Raw genomic sequence first — 17,571 nt, forward strand, 5'->3', positions numbered from 1 at the left:
GAGAGACTGACATGTCGTTTCCCCTGCTGACGGCCACGGCCCTGACCCCCGCGGTGGGCGCGGTGGTCACGGCGGCCGTCCCGGCCGCCCGGCGGACGGCCGCCAAGTGGCTGGCGCTGCTGTTCTCGCTGGCCACCGCGGGCTTCGCCGCGGCGATCCTGGTCCGCTTCGACACCGCAAGCGGCGCCGACCGGTACCAGCTGACCGAGTCCCGGTCCTGGATCGAGGACTTCGGCGTCCGCTACGAGCTGGGCGTGGACGGCATCGGCGTGGCGATGATCGCGCTGACCGCCGTGCTGATCCCCTTCCTCATCGGCGCCGGCTGGAACGACGCCGACCCCAGGGAGGGCGAGGCGCCCGCCTCCAGGCGGTGGCGGCCCACCCAGGGCTTCTTCGCGCTGATCCTGGCGGTCGAGGCGATGGTCATCCTGTCCTTCGCCGCCACGGACATCTTCCTCTTCTACATCTTCTTCGAGGCCATGCTCATCCCGATGTACTTCCTCATCGGGGGCTTCGGGGACCGGGCGGGGGCCGCGGACGAGGCCGGGCAGGCGCTCCAGCGCACCTACGCGGCCGTCAAGTTCCTCCTCTACAACCTCGTCGGCGGCCTGGTGATGCTGGCCGCCCTCATCGGGCTGTACGTGGCCACGGCCGACCAGCTGGAGACGGGGACGTTCTCCCTCCAGGCGATCCTCCAGGCGCGCGCCGCCGGGGAGTTCGACCTGGCCACCTCCACCGAGCGCTGGCTCTTCCTCGGCTTCTTCCTGGCCTTCGCGATCAAGGCCCCGCTGTGGCCGCTGCACACCTGGCTGCCCAACGCCATGGGCGAGTCGACCGCGCCCGTGGCCGTGCTGATCACGGCCGTGGTGGACAAGGTCGGCACCTTTGCGATGCTCCGCTTCTGCCTGGGCCTCTTCCCCGAGGCCAGCGACTGGGCCACGCCGGTGGTCCTCGTCCTGGCCCTGGTCTCGATCATCTACGGGGCGCTGCTGGCGCTGGGCCAGCGGGACATGAAGCGGCTGATCGCGTACGCCTCCATCAGCCACTTCGGCTTCATCGTGCTGGGCATCTTCGCGATGACCAGCCAGGGCCAGGGCGGCGCGACGCTCTACATGATCAACCACGGCGTGGCCACGGCCGCGCTGATGCTGGTCGCCGGGTTCCTCATCTCCCGGCGCGGCTCGCGGCTGATCTCCGACTACGGCGGCGTGCAGAAGACCGCGCCGGTGCTGGCGGGGACGTTCCTCGTCGGCGGCCTGGCCACCCTGTCGCTGCCGGGCACCGGGCCGTTCGTCAGCGAATTCCTGGTCCTGGTGGGCACCTTCAGCCGGTACCAGGCGGTGGCGATCATCGCCTCCGCGGGCATCGTGCTGGCCGCGCTGTACGTGCTGGTGCTCTACCAGCGGACCATGACCGGGCCGGTGCGCTCCGGCCTGGAGAAGCTGCCGGACCTGCGGGTGCGGGAACTGGCCGTCGTGATGCCGCTGATCGGGCTGCTGATCTTCCTCGGGGTCTACCCGCGCCCGCTGACCGACATCGTCAACCCCGCGGTCGAGCACACGCTCTCCGACGTGGACCAGTCCGACCCCGAGCCGCACACCGTCCCCGAGCGCGGCGAGACCCCGGGGCACGAGCATGAAGTGGAGGCGGCGGAATGAACGAGCTTCAGGCGCCCGACATCGAGTGGGCGGCTCTCTCGCCGAGCCTGATCGTGTTCGGCGCGGCGATGCTCGGCGTGCTGGTCGAGGCGTTCCTGCCGCGGCGGGCCCGGTACGGCGCGGAGGTGGTGCTCTCGGCGCTGGCGCTGGCCGGGGCCTTCGCCGCGGTGATCGCGCTGGCGGCCGGGGGCCACGCGACGAGCGAGGCGCAGGTGGCGGGCGAGGGCTCGCTGGCGGTGGACGGCCCGGCGCTGTTCCTCCAGGGCGTGATCCTGCTGGTGGGCCTGGTCTCCGCCTTCCTCTTCGCCGAACGCCGACTGGAGCCCGCCGCGCACGGGCGGGCCGTCGACTCCTTCGCGGCCTCGCCGGCGGCGGTGCCGGGCGGCGCGGCCGAGCAGGAGGCGGTGCGGGCCGGGCACACCACCACGGAGATCTTCCCGCTGCTGCTCTTCGCGGTCGGCGGGATGCTGCTCTTCCCCATGGCCAACGACCTGCTGGTCCTCTTCATTGCCCTCGAGGTGCTCTCCCTGCCGCTGTACCTGCTGTGCGCGCTGGCCCGCCGCCGGCGGCTGCTGTCGCAGGAGGCCGCGGTGAAGTACTTCCTGCTGGGCGCGTTCGCCTCGGCGTTCCTGATCTTCGGCATCGCGATGCTCTACGGCTACGCCGGCACGGTCTCCTACGCGGGGATCGCCGACGTGGTCAGCGGCAACCCGCCCGTGGTCGACCCGGGCCTGGCCTCCACGATGGGCAACGACGCGCTGCTGCTGATCGGCGGCGCGATGGTGACGATGGGGCTGCTGTTCAAGGTCGGCGCGGTGCCGTTCCACATGTGGACCCCGGACGTGTACCAGGGCGCGCCGACGCCGGTGACCGGGTTCATGGCGGCGGCCACCAAGGTGGCGGCCTTCGGGGCGCTGCTGCGGCTGCTGTACGTGGTGCTGCCGGGCCTGCGCTGGGACTGGGAGCCGGTGCTGTGGGGCGTGGCCATCGCCTCGATGGTGGCGGGCGCGGTGATCGCCATCACGCAGACCGACGTGAAGCGGCTGCTGGCGTACTCCTCGATCGCGCACGCCGGGTTCATCCTCTCCGGCGTGGTCGCGGTCAGCGAGGACGGCGTGTCCTCCGTGCTGTTCTACCTGGCGGCCTACTCCTTCGTGACGCTGGGCGCCTTCGCCGTGGTGACGCTGGTGCGGGACGCGGGCGGGGAGGCCACGCACCTGTCGAAGTGGGCCGGTCTCGGGCGGCGCTCGCCGCTCCTGGCCGGGGTCTTCGCGCTGTTCCTGCTGGCCTTCGCGGGCATCCCGCTGACCTCGGGCTTCACGGGGAAGTTCGCCGTCTTCCGGGCGGCGGCCGACGCGGGGGCCACGGGCCTGGTGATCACCGGCGTGCTGGCCTCGGCGGTGGCAGCGTTCTTCTACGTCCGGGTCATCGTGCTGATGTTCTTCAGCGAGCCGAAGGAGGACGGCCCCTCGGTCGTGATCCCCAGTCCGCTGACCGTCTCGGTGGTGGCGCTGGCGGCGGCCGTCACGGTGGTGCTGGGCGTGGCCCCGCAGTACTTCCTGGACCTGGCCGGCGACGCCGGGGTCTTCGTCCGCTGAGCCCGGGCGCGCCGAAGGCCCGGGACCCCCAAGGGGTTCCGGGCCTTCCGGCTGCCTCCTCGCCGCTGTGGCCTGTCAGCCGAAGGTCGGGACGGTCGGCATCGTGGGCATGGTCGGGATGCCGCCGCCCCCCAGGTCGTTGCGGGCCATGGTCTGCGTCGCGCCGGAGGACCAGGTGACGGTGAGCTGGTCGCCGTTCAGCGTGATGTTCGCCGTGGTGTCGGGCCACGTGTTGGGGCCGTACCGGGTGCACTGGACGGTGATGGTGCCGTTGGCGATCGGGCCGCGGCAGATGTCGCCGTCGCCGCCTGCGTCCTCCTCCCAGCGGACCGTGTTGTCCGGGTAGACGTCCAGCGTCGCGCCGCCGCCGGAGGTCTCCGAGGCCGGGCCCGGGTTCACCGCCCAGGAGCCGACGATCTGCTCGGTGGTCGGCACGCCGCCACCGCCGCCGCCCTGGTCGCCGCCGCCCTGGTCACCACCACCCTGGTCGCCGCCACCCTGCTGGCCGCCCTGGTCGCCGCCGCCCTGGTCGCCGCCTTCCTGGCCGCCCTGCTGGCCGCCGCCGGCAGCGCCGCCCGCGGCGCCGAAGGGGGACTCCCCGTCGTCGTCGCCACAGGCGCTCAGCAGAAACATCGCCGCGGCCACCGCGGGCACGGCCAGCCGTATGGACTTGCGCATGGGTTCCCCTCGTTACGTTCGTTCGTGTCCGGGCAGATTATCTTGCCCGCCGGTGGGGGGTGGGGAAGTGTTACGTGCCTATGCCAATCGCCGCCGGACTGATACCCGTGTGACGTCGCGGGCGTGACCGTTCCGTCGCGGCCGTGATCGTTGCGCGGACGGCCCGGACGGCGATCGGCTCACCCTGAGCCGGTGATCCACTTCGGACCGGCTACGCTGCCGGGGACAAGGCACCCAAGGCAGGGAGAACGCTCGTGACCGGTCCGTTCGGGGTGAGCGTGCGCGACGAGGCCCTGCGGGCCGACATCCAGGCCGGGCTGGCGGCCGTCGAGGCCCACCTGGTCGAGGCGACGAAGAGCGACGTCCCGTTCATAACGGAGACCGCCCAGCACCTGGTGCGCGCCGGGGGCAAGCGGTTCCGGCCGCTGCTGGCCCTGCTGGCCGCGCAGTTCGGCGACCCGCACGCGCCAGGCGTGGTCCCGGCGGGCGTGGTCGTGGAGCTGACCCACCTGGCCACGCTCTACCACGACGACATCATGGACGAGGCCGAGGTGCGGCGCGGCGTCGCGAGCGCGAACGCCCGCTGGAGCAACTCGGTGGCCGTCCTCACCGGCGACTTCCTCTTCTCCCGGGCCTCCTCCATCGTCTCGGAGCTGGGCCCCGAGGCCGTCCGCATCCAGGCCGAGGCCTTCGAGCGCCTGGTGACCGGCCAGATCCAGGAGACCGCCGGGCCGCGCGAGGGCGAGGACCCCGTGGCCCACCACTTCGAGGTCGTCGCCGGGAAGACCGGCTCGCTGATCGCGGTGGCCGGGCGGCTGGGCTCCCTGATGTCCGGGGCGCCCGAGCCGGTGGTCAACACCCTGGCCCAGTACGGCGAGCGCATCGGCGTCGCCTTCCAGCTCGCGGACGACGTGCTGGACATCGCGGGCGAGGAGCGGGAGTCGGGCAAGACCCCGGGCACCGACCTGCGCGAGGGCGTGGCGACGCTGCCCGTGCTGCGGCTGCGGGAGATGGCGGCCCGGGACGGCGCGGCGGCGGACCGCGAGCTGGTCGAGCTGCTGGCGGGCGACCTCACCGACGACGCCCGGCACGCCGAGGCGCTGGCCGCGCTGCGGGCCCACCCCGCGCTGCGCCGGGCCCGGCAGGACGCCCTGGCCTACGCGGACCAGGCCCGCCGGACGCTGGACCCGCTGCCCGACGGGCCGGCGAAGGCGGCGCTGGCCGAGCTGTGCGACGCGGTGGCCGACCGCACCGCGTAACGCCCCGTGCGCGCCCGGTGCGCCAAGCGCGCCCCGGCCGTTCCCCCCGCCCCTTCCCGATCGGGACCATCCCCTAGGGGGAGGGGAGACCGCGCCCCCTCCCCGTCCTCCTGTGGTTGTACGCCGATGCCTCCCTCGGGCGGATGCCTCCTTCCGCCCCGGCTGTTGGAATGGACAGTGCCGACAGGTGAGTGGAGGGGCACGAAATGTCACTGAGTGAGAACATCCGTCGCGCGGTGGTACCGACCGCCGTGGTCGCCGGGATCGCCGCCATAGGGGCGGGCGTCTGGCCGGCCATCGCGAGCGACGGTGGCGAGAGCCCGGAGCTGCCGGAAGTGACGGCCGAGGAGCTGCTCGTGCGGGTGGCGCAGGCCGATGCCGCGCAGCTGTCGGGCACGGTGCGGGTGGACGCCGACCTGGGTCTGCCCGCGGACGGCCTGGTGGGCCAGTTCCTGGACCGGGTCGAGGGCCCGGCCGGGAGGCTGGCCCAGCTGGCCACGGGCGAGAGCACCCTGCGGGTCGCGCTCGATGGCCCGGAGCGGCAGCGCATCGGCCTGGTCGACGGGGAGGACGAGTTCAGCGTCATCCGCGACGGCGACCAGCTATGGGCGTACGACTCCGCGGGCGGCACGGTCCTCAGCGCCGACCTGGCCGGGCTCTCCGAGGAGGCCGCACGGCACGGCGGGATCGGGGCCGAGGAGCTGCTGGGCGGGACGACCCCGCAGCAGGCCGCGGAGCGCCTGCTGGCCGAGGCCGGGGAGCACGCCGACATCACGGTGGACGGCACGGCGCGGATCGCCGGGCGGGACGCCTACGAGGTGCTGGTGGAGCCCACGGAGGCCGGGAGCCCGGTGGAGCGGGTGCGGATCTCGGTGGACTCCGCGACCGGGGTCCCGCTGGCGGTGGACGCCGAGGGTGAGGGCCGGTCCCTGGAGGTGGCGTTCACGGAGATCGAGTACGCCCAGCCGGCCGGCAGCGTCTTCGAGTTCACCCCGCCCAGCGGCGCGGAGGTCCTGGAGGTCGACCCGGATCAGCCCTTCGGCGGCCTCCTGGAGGAGCTCCTCCCGGAGGGCTTCCCCGAGGGCCTGTCCCACTAGGGCCTTGCCGGCCGGGCTTGGGCCACGCGGTGTTTCCGCGTCCGCGAGCGCCACGGCTTGGCCGCGTCAGCGGCACGGCCCCGGCACCCGGCCTCGCGGCCGGGCCCGCCGGGGCCGCGCCATGTCCGCGCCCGGCGGGGCGGGCTGAGCGGTACGCGGCCGTAGCCCGCCGGGGCCGCGCCTTGTCTGCGGCCCCTGTCCGCGTCCGCGAGCGGCACGGTCCCCGGCCCCGGCCGGGGCCGGGCCGTTGCCCACGGGCGCATCGAGGCCGCGGCGCGCCACCCTTGGCCGGGCGGCGCCGCGCGCGTCAGCTGACGCAGAACTCGTTCCCCTCGGGGTCGAGCATGATCGTCCATGAGCCCGCCGGACCCTGGTCGACCGTGCGGGAGACGGTGGCGCCCAGGCGTTCCAGGCGGGCGACCTCGCGCTCGCGCTCGCCGGGGGCCGCGTGGACATCGAGGTGGAGGCGGTTCTTGACCTTCTTGGGCTCGGGAACGTCCTGGAAGAGCAGGCGCCGCCCGTGGCCGATGCCGGTGGCCTCGTCGTAGGGGTCCTCGGGGTGCCGGATGGCGGTCATGCCCCGGAAGTGGCGGCGTCCCCGGCGCTCGGCCAGATGCTCCTCGGTGACGTACCCGGCGGCCAGCAGCCGTTCGATGTGCGCGCTGTTGTCCTCGACGCGGTAGCCCAGGGCCTGCGCCCAGAACTCCGCGAGGGCGGGGGCGTCGGCGGTGTCGATGACCAGCTTCCAGTGCAGTGGCATGTAACCGGTTATAGTAGTTGCATGTCCGTGTACGCAAGCGCCCCCGCCGGGCTCGTGCTGCGCGCCTCCTCCGGCGTCTCGTTCCGCTTCGACCCCGGGGCGCTGTGCCTGGAGCTGCTGCCCACCGGCGGCCCCGGCCCGCTGGCCCGCTGGGAGGTGCTGCGCGCGCCCGCCGACCTCGTGGCCTGGGCGGAGAGCAGCCGCCTGGACCCCACGCCGCGGCTGACCGTCTCGCCGCAGGACGTGGCCGCCGCGCGGCGGCTGCGGGACGCGCTGTGGCGGGCCGCGACCGCGCTCGCGGGCGGCCTGCCCCCCGCCCCCGGGGACCTGGCGGAGGTCAACGCCGCCGCCGCCCGCCCCTCGCTGGTTCCCGCCCTCGCGCCGGACGGCACCCTGGCCTGGGCCGGGGACCCGGACGGACGGGCCCTGCTGTCCACCGTGGCGCGGGACGCCGTGCGCCTGTTCACCGGGCCGCACGCGGGCCGGGTGCGGGAGTGCGCGGGGGAGAACTGCGCGCTGGTCTTCGTGGACACCTCGCGTCCGGGCCGCCGCCGCTGGTGCTCCATGGAGCGCTGCGGGAACCGTCACAAGGTGCGGGCGCTGCGCGCCCGCCGCTCCGAGGAGGGATGACCATGCCGCCCACGGGACTGACCGAGGGCGCCGGCTGGCAGGTCGGCGTCTCGCGCACGCTGCCCCATCCGCCGGACGCCGTCTGGGAGTTCATCTCCGGGCCGCGCGGCCTGGCGCTGTGGCTGGGTCCCGGTGCCGACCTCACGCCGCGCCGCGGTGCCCCCTACCGCACGGCCGAGGGCGTCACGGGCGAGGTCCGCGGGTACCGGGAGCGCGAACGCATCCGCGTCACCCACGGCAGCACGACCCTCCAGGTCACCGTCTCGGCGGCCCCCGACCCCGCCAGGGCCGTCCTCCGCTTCCACCAGGAACGCCTGGCCGGCCCCGCCGAACGCGACCGCCGGCGGGCCCACTGGCGCGCCGTCGCCGACGCGGTGGCCGAGGCCCTGGCCTGAGGAGTCGGCCGCGGCCGTTCAGTCCGTGAGGGCGGCGGGCTGCCGGGAGCTGGGCTCCGCCGCGGGGCCCGGCAGGGCGTTCCCGGCCGCCAGGGCCGTCGCCCGGCGGTTGCGGTGGGCGTTGCGCAGGGCGTCCCAGGTGAGGATGCACAGGGCGGCCCAGACCAGCAGGAAGCCGGCCCAGCGCTCGGCCGGCATGTCCTCGTCGAACGCCAGCCAGCCGAGGAGGAACATCGTGGCCGGCGCGATGTACTGCATCAGCCCGATCGTGGACAGCGGCACGCGCACGGCCGCCGCGCCGAAGAGGATCAGCGGCAGGGCGGTGGCCACCCCGCTGACCGCGAGCAGCAGCGCGTGCCCCGGCCCCTCGGAGGTGAACGTGCTGTCCCCGCGCCCGGCCAGGATCACCAGGAAGACGGCGGCGGGCAGGAACTGGAGCGTGGTGTCGGCGGTGAAGCCCTCAAGGCCGTCGAGGGCGGTGCGCTTCTTGGCCAGCCCGTAGAGCGCGAAGGTGACGCTGAGCGTCAGCGAGACCCAGGGCACCTCGCCGTAGGCGACGGCCATCACGACCACCGCGAGTCCGCCGATGCCCACGGCCACCCACTGGGGCCGGCGCAGGCGCTCGCGCAGCAGCAGGACGCCGGTGGCGATGGTCAGCAGGGGGTTGATGAAGTACCCGAGGGAGGCTTCGAGGACCCGGTCCTCGGCCACGGCCCAGATGAACAGGTACCAGTTGACGGTGATCAGCGAGGCGGTCGCGGCCAGCAGCGCCAGCCGCCTCGGCTGCCGCAGCAGCGGGCGTATCCAGGACCAGTTCCGCACGGCGATCAGCAGCAGCAGCGCCGTGGGCAGGGACCAGGCGACCCGGTGGGCCAGGACCTCCCCGGCCGGGGTGCCCTCCAGTTCGTGCCAGTACAGGGGCAGCAGGCCCCACATCCCGAACGCGGTCAGGCCGTACGCCAGGCCCGCCCGACTCGCCGCACCGCTACCCGCACCCACCAGCGACCTCCCGCGCCTCACCGCTTCACGCCCGCAACCACCCTGCCCCCGACGAAACTAGCGCCGGGGGAGCGGCTTGTCATTCCCGTTTCCGGCCTACGGTCCTGACAGTGCCGCGGGCGTGACGGACGGGGAGGGACGCGGGAGCGCCCCGCGGCTCAGCCGGCCACGGTCCAGGTGTCGTTGCCGGTGAGCAGCGCGCCCAGGTCGCCCTTGCCCCGCCGCTCGACGGCCTGCTCCAGCTGCTCGGCCATCAGGTCGTCGTAGACCGGCCGGGCCACGTCCCGGAAGATGCCGACCGGCGTGCGGTGCAGCGTTTCCGGGTCGGCGAGGCGGGTCAGCGCGAAGGCCGTGGCCGGGGACTCGGCGTGCGCGTCGTGCACGAGGATGCCGTCCGTGCCCTCGGCCGCCACGTCGATCACCCGCAGCTCGCCCGTGGCCGGATCGCGCACCACGCCCTTGTTGCCCAGGCCGTCCTCGGCCGGCGCGCCGAAGCGGATCGGGGCGCCGTGCTCCAGCCGGATCACGGCCTCCAGCGCCTGCTGCTTGTCCTTGAGCACCTCGAAGGCGCCGTCGTTGAAGATGTTGCAGTTCTGGTAGATCTCCACCAGCGCCGAGCCGTGGTGGGCCGCCGCCGCGCGCAGCACCCCGGTCAGGTGCTTGCGGTCGGAGTCCACGGTCCTGGCGACGAACGAGGCCTCCGCGCCCAGGGCCAGGGACAGCGGGTTGAAGGGGGTGTCCAGCGAGCCCATCGGCGTGGACTTGGTGATCTTGCCGGGCTCGGAGGTGGGGGAGTACTGGCCCTTGGTCAGGCCGTAGATCCGGTTGTTGAACAGCAGGATCTTGAGGTTGACGTTGCGGCGCAGCGCGTGGATGAGGTGGTTGCCGCCGATGGACAGCGCGTCGCCGTCCCCGGTGACCACCCACACCGACAGGTCGCGCCGGGAGGTGGCCAGGCCCGTGGCGATGGCCGGGGCGCGGCCGTGGATGGAGTGCATCCCGTAGGTGTTCATGTAGTACGGGAAGCGGGAGGAGCAGCCGATGCCCGAGATGAAGACGATGTTCTCCCGGGCCAGGCCCAGCTCGGGCAGGAAGCCCTGGACCGCGGCCAGGACGGCGTAGTCGCCGCAGCCGGGGCACCAGCGCACCTCCTGGTCCGACTTGAAGTCCTTGGCGGACTGCGGGCCGCCGGCCGTGGGGACGAGGGCCAGCGCGGTCCGCGGCCCCGGCTGGACGGGCGCCTCAGTGGACATCGTCGAGTGCCTCCTTGAAAGCGGATGCGAGCTGCTCGGCCTTGAAGGGCAGGCCGGTGACCTGTGTCAGGGACCGCACGTCCACCAGGTACCTGGCGCGCAGCACCGTGGAGAGCTGGCCCAGGTTCATCTCCGGCAGCACCACCCGGTCGTAGGCGCGCAGCACCTCGCCGAGGTTGGCCGGCAGCGGGTTGAGGCTGCGCACGTGGGTCTGCGCGATCTGCCCGCCGGCCCGCCGGATGCGGCGCACCGCGGCGGTGATCGGGCCGTAGGTGGAGCCCCAGCCCAGGACGAGCACGCGGGCCGCGCCGCTGGGGTCGTCCACCGCCACGTCCGGCACGTCGATGCCGTCGACCTTGGCCTGGCGGATGCGGACCATGCGGTCGTGGTTGGCCGGGTCGTAGGAGATGTTGCCCGGGCCGTCCTGCTTCTCGATGCCGCCGATGCGGTGTTCGAGGCCGGGGGTGCCGGGGACGGCCCACGGGCGGGCCAGCGTGGCCTCGTCCCGCTTGTAGGGCCAGAAGACCTCGGTGCCGTCGTCCAGGGTGTGGTTGGGCCCGGTGGCGAAGCGCACCCGCAGGTCGGGCAGCTCCTCCACCTCGGGGACCCGCCAGGGCTCGGAGCCGTTGGCCAGGTACCCGTCGGAGAGCAGGAAGACGGGGGTGCGGTAGACCAGCGCGATCCGGGCGGCCTCCAGCGCGGCGTTGAAGCACTCCGCGGGGGTGGCCGGCGCCACGATCGGGACCGGCGCCTCGCCGTTGCGCCCGTACAGCGCCTGGAGGAGGTCGGCCTGCTCGGTCTTGGTGGGCAGGCCGGTGGAGGGGCCGCCGCGCTGGATGTCGACGATCAGCAGCGGCAGCTCCAGCGAGACCGCCAGGCCGATCGTCTCCGACTTCAGCGCGACGCCGGGGCCCGAGGTGGTGGTGACGCCGAGGGCCCCGCCGAACGCCGCGCCCAGGGCCGCCCCGATGCCGGCGATCTCGTCCTCCGCCTGGAAGGTGCGGATGCCGAAGTTCTTGTGCCGGGACAGCTCGTGCAGCACGTCCGAGGCGGGCGTGATCGGGTAGGAGCCCAGGAACAGCGGCAGTTCCGAGCGCTGCCCGGCGGCGATCAGGCCGTAGGCGAGGGCGAGGTTCCCCGAGATGTTGCGGTAGGTGCCGGCGGGGAAGGCCGCGGTGGCCGGGGCCACCTCGTAGGAGACCGCGAAGTCCTCGGTGGTCTCGCCGAAGTTCCACCCCGCGCGGAAGGCCGTGATGTTGGCCTCGGCGATCTCGGGGCGCTTGGCGAACTTGCCGCGCAGGAACGCCTCGGTGTTCTCCGTCGGGCGGTGGTACATCCACGACAGCAGGCCCAGGGCGAACATGTTCTTGGAGCGGTCGGCCTCCTTGCGGGTGAGGCCGAAGGGCTTGAGGGCCTCCACCGTCAGCGTGGTCAGCGGCACCTCGTGCACGCGGAACGCCTCCAGCGAGCCGTCGCGCAGGGGGTCCGCCGCGTAGCCGACCTTGGCCAGCGCCCGGGAGGTGAACTCGTCGGTGTTGACGATGATCTCGGCGCCGGGCGGCAGGTCGGGGACGTTGGCCTTCAGCGCCGCCGGGTTCATCGCGACCAGGACGTTGGGGGCGTCGCCCGGGGTGAGGATGTCGTGGTCCGCGAAGTGGACCTGGAAGGAGGAGACGCCGGGGAGGGTGCCGGCGGGGGCGCGGATTTCCGCGGGGAAGTTCGGCAGCGTGGACAGGTCATTGCCGAGAGAAGCCGTTTCCGAGGTGAAACGGTCACCGGTCAGCTGCATTCCGTCTCCGGAATCCCCGGCAAAACGGATGATCACCCGTTCCAGGCGCTGCACGTCCTTGGCGTCGCCGCGGCCCTGGCTCGCCTGGTCGACCTCAGTGGTCACTGCTGTAGCCCTCCTTACGAGGCGGCTCTTCCCGGCCATGTTACGCGGGTTAGGCTTGCCTTCCTGGCGTTGATCACATCATGGACGCGGCCGGGCCCTAGGAGTACGGACCTAGGACCAGGCAGGACGCCGCCGCGGCGCTCCGTTGCCCCACGGTGCGAACCCCCGCCGGACGTGCGAAGTCCCCCTGCCACGCGGGGCGTTCCCCCGGTGGCCGGGGCGGGGCCGCCACCCCCAGCGTGTCAGCCGCGGTCAGGAATTGAGATAGGTCAGAACCGCCAGAACCCGCCGGTGATCTGTGTCACTCTGTGCCAAGCCCAGCTTCATGAAGATGTTGCTGACGTGCTTTTCCACAGCCCCATGGCTCACCACGAGTTGCCGCGCGATTGCCGAATTCGTGCGACCCTCGGCCATTAGTCCTAGGACCTCTCTTTCGCGGGGGGTGAGTCCCGCGAGAACGTCCTGCTTCCGGCTGCGGCCCAGGAGCTGCGCGACCACCTCGGGGTCGAGCGCGGTGCCCCCGGCAGCGACCCTGCCGACCGCCTCCACGAACTCGCTGACGTCCGCCACGCGGTCCTTGAGGAGGTACCCCACGCCCCGGCTGGAGCCCGCGATCAGCTCGGTGGCGTACTGCTCCTCCACATACTGCGATAGGACCAGGACCCCCAGCTCCGGGTAGCGCTGCCGCAGGGCCACGGCGGCCCGCACGCCCTCGTCGGTGTGCGTGGGCGGCATCCGCACGTCCGCCACCACCACGTCCGGCGGCTCGCCCGCGTCCGCCAGGCCCCGGACGGCCGTGACCAGGGCCTCCCCGTCCCCCACCCCGGCCACGACCTCGTGGCCCCGGTCGTTCAGCAGCCGGGTCAGGCCCTCCCGCAGCAGCACCGAATCCTCGGCGATGACAACCCGCACGTCTCGTTCCCCCTGGGGTCTACCGGCTCGTCCCTGTCCGGGCGGGACAGGGACGGGGACCCCGTCAGCATCTCACCCCGCGCGGGAGGGGCGGTCCCGCCACGGGAGCGCGGCGGTGACGGCGGTGGGCCCGCCCTCGGGGGAGTCGATGCCCAGCAGGCCGTCCACGGCGGCCAGGCGCTCGGCGAGCCCGGCCAGGCCGCTGCCCGCGGTCGCGTCCGCCCCGCCGCGGCCGTCGTCGCTGACCTGGAGCATCAGCCGGTCCCCGGCCCGCCACACCTCCACTCCGGCACGGCGGGCGGCGGCGTGCTTGCTGACGTTCTGCAGCAGCTCCGAGGCGGTGAAGTAGGCGATGCCCTCGATCGCCTCGGCCGGCCGCGCGTCCAGGTCCACCTCCACGGCCACCGGAACCGTGCACCGCGAGGCCACCGCCGACAGGGCCGGGCCCAGGCCCCGGTCGGTCAGGATCGCCGGGTGGATGCCGCGCGCGAGGTCCCGCAGCTCCTGGAGCGCGAGCTTCACCTCGCCGTGGGCCTCCTCCACCATCCGGGCCGCGGCCTCGGGGTCCTCGGTCAGCTTCTCCTTCGCCAGGCCGAGGTCCATGGCCAGGGAAACGAGCCGGGCCTGGGCGCCGTCGTGCAGGTCCCGCTCGATCCGCCGCAGGTCGGCCGCCGAGGCGTCCACCACCACCGAGCGGTCCGACTCCAGTTGCAGCACCCGCGCCGCCGCCGCCGAGGGCCCCAGCAGCCCGGCCACCAGCAGCCGGTCGATCACCGCCATGCCCCGGATCACCACGGCCGCCGCGAGCAGCAGCACCAGCCCGGCCAGGGACACCGCCGCCATGTCCAGCGGCGTGTCCCAGATCCAGCCGCCGCCGTGGCCGTCGGTGTTGACGCCGATCTCCTCGTCCCCGTCCAGCGTCCACTGCCACAGCGGGAACGTCAGCGCGCCCCAGCCGCCCACCCACAGCCCGGTCACCACGCTGAAGGTCAGGACGCCCCACGGCAGGCACACCACGGCGTACGCGGCCGAGCGCCAGGAGACGTTGGAACGCAGCACCGCGCCCATCCAGGCCAGCGGCCCGCGCCGCCCGGGGCGCAGCCGCAGCGGCTCCGGGTCCGGCACCGCCAGGCCCAGCAGCAGCCGCGCCCGCACCCGCTCCGCCGAGCCGAACAGCCGCAGCACCAGCAGGACCGCCGCCATCAGCGGCAGGCCGACGAACGTGATCAGCAGGCCGGCGCTCACCGACAGGCCGGTCACCGCGGTGACGAAGCCGATCAGCGCCATCGGGAGGTTCAGCAGGGCGTACAGGCCCTCGCGCCAGGTCCGCGCCGCGAACGGCAGCCGCAGGACGGAGATCATCGGGTCGCCTCTTTCTGGCTCGCGCCCGGGCGCCGCTCGCGCCAGGGCAGTTCGGCGGTGACCGTGGTCGGCCCGCCGGGCGGGGACTGGACGGCAAGCTGGCCGTCCACGGCGGCCAGGCGCTCGGCGAGCCCGGCCAGGCCGCTGCCCGCGGTCGCGTCCGCCCCGCCGCGGCCGTCGTCGGTCACCTGGAGCATCAGCCGGTCCCCGGCCCGCCACACCTCCACCTCGGCCTGGCGGGCGGCGGCGTGCTTGCTGACGTTCTGCAGCAGCTCCGAGGCGGTGAAGTAGGCGATGCCCTCGATCGCCTCGGCGGGCCGGCCGCTCAGCTCCACCGAGACCCGCACCGGCACCGCGCAGCGCGCCGCGACGGCCGACAGGGCCGGGCCCAGGCCCCGGTCGGTGAGCACCGCCGGGTGGATGCCGCGCGCGAGGTCCCGCAGCTCCTGGAGCGCGAGCTTCACCTCGCCGTGGGCCTCCTCCACCATCCGGGCCGCGGCCTCGGGGTCCTCGGTCAGCTTCTCCTTCGCCAGGCCGAGGTCCATGGCCAGGGAAACGAGCCGGGCCTGGGCGCCGTCGTGCAGGTCCCGCTCGATCCGCCGCAGGTCCGCGCTGGCCGCGTCGCTCACCGTCGTGCGGCCCGACTCCAGCTCGGCGATCCGCCGCTCCATCTCGTCCGAGGGGGAGAGCAGCGCGCGCACCAGCGCCCGGTCCACGTTGCTCAGCCAGCGCGCCAGCCAGGGCAGCAGCGGCCAGGCCACGAAGAACGCCGTCAGGACCACCGTGAAGGTGATCACCGTCCACGGCAGCCGCACCACGAAGAACAGCGCCGAACGCCAGCCCACCGGGTCCTTCAGGCTCGACCACACCCAGGTCAGGAACCCCCGGCCCCGGGTGCGCCGCAGCGGGCTCGGCTCCTCGACCTCCAGCCGCAGCAGCGCCCGCGTCCTGGCCCGCTCCCAGGACCCGAACAGGCGGCAGCCCAGCAGGCCCAGCGCCAGCACCGGCAGGCCGATCACCGTCACGGACAGCAGCACGCCGACGTAGATCCACGCCAGCACGTAGACGAAGGCGATCAGGTCGAGCGGCATCCCCGACAGCAGGTAGGCGCACTCCCGCCAGGTCTGCGCGCTCAGCGGGGGGCGGGGCGGGGGCAGCGGCTCGGCGGCCTCCGCGGGGGCGGTGCTGGTCATGACCCCAGCCTGCACGCTCGCCGGCCGCGGCTGCCATGGGGTGCGTCGGTCAACGCCGGTGGGGCTAGCCCCACCGCCCCGGCCCCCCTCGGCCCTGCGCGCCCGCCCGCCACCGGTCCTCCCTGCGGTGGTCACAGCCGGCGCGGGGTCCCCTAGACTCCCGTCCGTCCACCCGTCCCCGCCCCGGAGGCCCGTCGTGCCCGACTACTTCCACGGTTACGCCGTCGTCGGCCTCGTCGCCGTGGCCGGCGTCCTCTTCGTGACGGTCTCCTTCGGCGCCGGCCGCCTGCTGCGCCCCTCCGTGCCCACGCCGGAGAAGCTGCTGGCCTACGAGTGCGGCGTGGACCCGGTGGGGGAGGGCTGGGCGCACACCCAGATCCGGTACTACGTCTACGCCTTCCTGTACGTGATCTTCGCCGTGGACTCGGTGTTCCTCTTCCCCTGGGCGACGGTCTTCTCGGCCGAGGGCTACGGCGCGGCCACGCTCGTGGAGATGTTCGTCTTCCTCGGCTTCCTCAGCGCCGGGCTGCTCTACGCCTGGCGGAAGGGCGTGCTCGCATGGACCTGACGCCCGCGCGCCCCGCCGCCGCGCGGTCCGCGCTCGGCCCGCTCGCGCGCCTGGCCCCCGAGCCGATGAAGGTGATCCTCAACTGGGGCCGCCGCTACAGCCTGTGGGTCTTCAACTTCGGCCTGGCCTGCTGCGCCATCGAGTTCATCGCCGCGTCGATGTCCCGGCACGACTTCATCCGCCTGGGCGTCATCCCCTTCGCGCCCGGCCCCCGGCAGGCCGACCTGATGGTCGTCTCCGGCACCGTCACCGACAAGATGGCCCCGGCCGTGAAGCGGCTGTACGAGCAGATGCCCGAGCCGAAGTACGTCATCTCCTTCGGCGCCTGCTCCAACTGCGGCGGCCCCTACTGGGACTCCTACTCCGTCACCAAGGGCGTGGACCAGATCATCCCCGTGGACGTGTACGTCCCCGGCTGCCCGCCGCGGCCCGAGGCGCTGCTCCAGGGCATCCTCAAGCTCCAGGAGAAGATCGCCGCGGAGACCATCGACCGCCGCTACGCCCCGCGTTCACCCTCCGCCGCGGAACTGACCAGCCCGCTGGTCACGCCGCCCGCTCCCGGGGACGGTTCCCGGTGAGCGGCGAGGGCTGGCTGCCCAGGCCCGCCGCCGAGCTGTTCGGGGAGGGGGCCGCGGCGGGCGAGGCGTACGAGGTGCTGACCGTGGACGTTCCCGCCGAGGGCTGGACCGCGGCGCTGCGCAGCGCCCGCGACGAGCTGGGCTGCACGTTCTTCGACTGGCTCAGCGCGGTGGACCGGCCCGGCAGCGGCTTCGAGGTCTGCGCGCACGTCGTCGCGCTGGGCACCCCGCCGCGCCGGCTGCTGCTGCGCGCCACCGTCCCGCACGAGGACCCGGCGCTGCCGACCGCGACCGGCGTCTACGCGGGCGCGGCCTGGCACGAGCGGGAGACGCACGAGATGTTCGGCATCGCCTTCCCCGGGCACCCCGGCCTGGCCCCGCTGCTGTTGCCCGAGACCTTCGAGGGACACCCGCTGCGCAAGGACTTCGTCCTGGCCGCCCGCGTCGCCAAGGCGTGGCCCGGCGCGAAGGAACCCGGCGAATCCGGCCACGGCGGCCCCCGCCGCCGCCAGATGCTTCCCCCCGGCGTCCCCGACCCCAACGACTGGGGCCCCCTCAAGGGCCAGCTCCCCGCAGCCCCGGCCCGCCCGACCCGCGCCGCCCGCCCAGCCCGCGCGGCCGGCACCTCCGGCGCCGCCGCGACCCCCGACGCCCCGTGGCAGCACACCGACCGCCCCCTCCGCAATCGCACCGCCGCCCACGTCTCCACGAACCACCCCCCGCCCGCCCCGGCCCCG

The 17,571-nt window shown here is 73.9% G+C and carries 17 protein-coding genes; 9 read left to right on the forward strand and 8 right to left on the reverse strand.

Features of this window, described 5'->3' with window-relative positions; translation table 11 throughout:
• The first annotated feature begins 11 nt into the window (after window positions 1-11).
• Together RM780_RS19585 and nuoN are read left to right on the forward strand one after the other, a co-directional pair.
• Window positions 12-1,658 carry an NADH-quinone oxidoreductase subunit M gene (locus RM780_RS19585; protein ID WP_311632099.1) on the forward strand — a complete coding sequence of 549 codons (1,647 nt, stop codon included), beginning with the start codon at window positions 12-14 and terminating at the stop codon, window positions 1,656-1,658.
• Window positions 1,655-3,256, forward strand: coding sequence for an NADH-quinone oxidoreductase subunit NuoN (gene nuoN, locus RM780_RS19590; RefSeq protein ID WP_311632100.1), 1,602 nt, complete (start codon window positions 1,655-1,657; stop codon window positions 3,254-3,256). Before RM780_RS19585 ends, nuoN begins: the two co-directional genes overlap by 4 nt.
• Before the next feature lie 75 nt (window positions 3,257-3,331).
• Here nuoN and RM780_RS19595 read toward each other — a convergent pair whose 3' ends face one another.
• Window positions 3,332-3,934, reverse strand: a complete 603-nt coding sequence (locus RM780_RS19595) for a hypothetical protein (protein WP_311632101.1) — start codon at window positions 3,932-3,934, stop codon at window positions 3,332-3,334.
• A 254-nt stretch (window positions 3,935-4,188) separates the two neighbouring features.
• Here RM780_RS19595 and RM780_RS19600 point away from each other — a divergent pair, with 254 nt between their 5' ends.
• Together RM780_RS19600 and RM780_RS19605 are read left to right on the forward strand one after the other, a co-directional pair.
• Window positions 4,189-5,193, forward strand: a complete 1,005-nt coding sequence (locus RM780_RS19600; RefSeq protein WP_311632102.1) for a polyprenyl synthetase family protein — start codon at window positions 4,189-4,191, stop codon at window positions 5,191-5,193.
• A gap of 206 nt (window positions 5,194-5,399) precedes the next feature.
• Entirely contained in the window at window positions 5,400-6,290 is an 891-nt protein-coding gene (locus RM780_RS19605) for a LolA family protein (protein WP_311632103.1), read from the forward strand.
• Between the two features lie 307 nt (window positions 6,291-6,597).
• Here RM780_RS19605 and RM780_RS19610 read toward each other — a convergent pair whose 3' ends face one another.
• On the reverse strand, window positions 6,598-7,050 hold the full coding sequence (locus RM780_RS19610; RefSeq protein WP_311632104.1) for a VOC family protein: 453 nt from the start codon (window positions 7,048-7,050) through the stop codon (window positions 6,598-6,600).
• 21 nt (window positions 7,051-7,071) lie between these two features.
• Between RM780_RS19610 and RM780_RS19615 the strand changes: the two genes are divergently transcribed.
• Both RM780_RS19615 and RM780_RS19620 read left to right on the forward strand, forming a co-directional pair.
• The gene (locus RM780_RS19615; RefSeq protein WP_311632105.1) at window positions 7,072-7,680 is read left to right on the forward strand and encodes a CGNR zinc finger domain-containing protein; all 609 of its coding nucleotides are present in this window, start codon (window positions 7,072-7,074) and stop codon (window positions 7,678-7,680) included.
• A gap of 2 nt (window positions 7,681-7,682) precedes the next feature.
• Complete coding sequence (locus RM780_RS19620; RefSeq protein ID WP_311632106.1) at window positions 7,683-8,075, forward strand: SRPBCC family protein; 393 nt, start codon at window positions 7,683-7,685, stop codon at window positions 8,073-8,075.
• 18 nt (window positions 8,076-8,093) lie between these two features.
• Here the strand turns inward: RM780_RS19620 and rarD are convergent, their stop codons facing one another.
• The 6 genes from rarD to RM780_RS19650 all read right to left on the reverse strand — a co-directional run bounded on the left by rarD (window position 8,094) and on the right by RM780_RS19650 (window position 15,688).
• Complete coding sequence (rarD, locus tag RM780_RS19625; RefSeq protein WP_311632118.1) at window positions 8,094-9,011, reverse strand: EamA family transporter RarD; 918 nt, start codon at window positions 9,009-9,011, stop codon at window positions 8,094-8,096.
• 221 nt (window positions 9,012-9,232) lie between these two features.
• Window positions 9,233-10,327, reverse strand: a complete 1,095-nt coding sequence (locus tag RM780_RS19630; RefSeq protein WP_311632107.1) for a 2-oxoacid:ferredoxin oxidoreductase subunit beta — start codon at window positions 10,325-10,327, stop codon at window positions 9,233-9,235.
• Complete coding sequence (locus tag RM780_RS19635) at window positions 10,317-12,221, reverse strand: 2-oxoacid:acceptor oxidoreductase subunit alpha (RefSeq protein ID WP_311632108.1); 1,905 nt, start codon at window positions 12,219-12,221, stop codon at window positions 10,317-10,319. The genes RM780_RS19630 and RM780_RS19635 overlap by 11 nt, the downstream gene beginning before the upstream one ends.
• Window positions 12,222-12,473: 252 nt before the next feature.
• Window positions 12,474-13,133: a response regulator transcription factor gene (locus tag RM780_RS19640; protein WP_311632109.1), complete on the reverse strand. Its 660-nt coding sequence runs from the start codon at window positions 13,131-13,133 to the stop codon at window positions 12,474-12,476.
• Window positions 13,134-13,205: 72 nt separating this feature from the next.
• The gene (locus RM780_RS19645; protein WP_311632110.1) at window positions 13,206-14,495 is read right to left on the reverse strand and encodes a sensor histidine kinase; all 1,290 of its coding nucleotides are present in this window, start codon (window positions 14,493-14,495) and stop codon (window positions 13,206-13,208) included.
• On the reverse strand, window positions 14,492-15,688 hold the full coding sequence (locus tag RM780_RS19650) for a sensor histidine kinase (RefSeq protein WP_311632111.1): 1,197 nt from the start codon (window positions 15,686-15,688) through the stop codon (window positions 14,492-14,494). The genes RM780_RS19645 and RM780_RS19650 overlap by 4 nt, the downstream gene beginning before the upstream one ends.
• Window positions 15,689-15,884: 196 nt before the next feature.
• Here RM780_RS19650 and RM780_RS19655 point away from each other — a divergent pair, with 196 nt between their 5' ends.
• From RM780_RS19655 to RM780_RS19665, 3 genes are all read left to right on the forward strand, one after another.
• Window positions 15,885-16,256: an NADH-quinone oxidoreductase subunit A gene (locus tag RM780_RS19655; protein ID WP_311632112.1), complete on the forward strand. Its 372-nt coding sequence runs from the start codon at window positions 15,885-15,887 to the stop codon at window positions 16,254-16,256.
• Window positions 16,247-16,834 (forward strand): NADH-quinone oxidoreductase subunit B, encoded by a 588-nt coding sequence (locus tag RM780_RS19660; RefSeq protein ID WP_311632113.1) that lies wholly within the window; start codon window positions 16,247-16,249, stop codon window positions 16,832-16,834. The genes RM780_RS19655 and RM780_RS19660 overlap by 10 nt, the downstream gene beginning before the upstream one ends.
• The coding region (locus RM780_RS19665) for an NADH-quinone oxidoreductase subunit C (RefSeq protein WP_311632114.1) at window positions 16,831-17,571 on the forward strand (741 nt) is incomplete at its 3' end. The genes RM780_RS19660 and RM780_RS19665, both read left to right, overlap by 4 nt.

The organism is Streptomyces boetiae, assembly GCF_031845405.1.
Lineage (GTDB): Bacteria > Actinomycetota > Actinomycetes > Streptomycetales > Streptomycetaceae > Streptomyces > Streptomyces boetiae.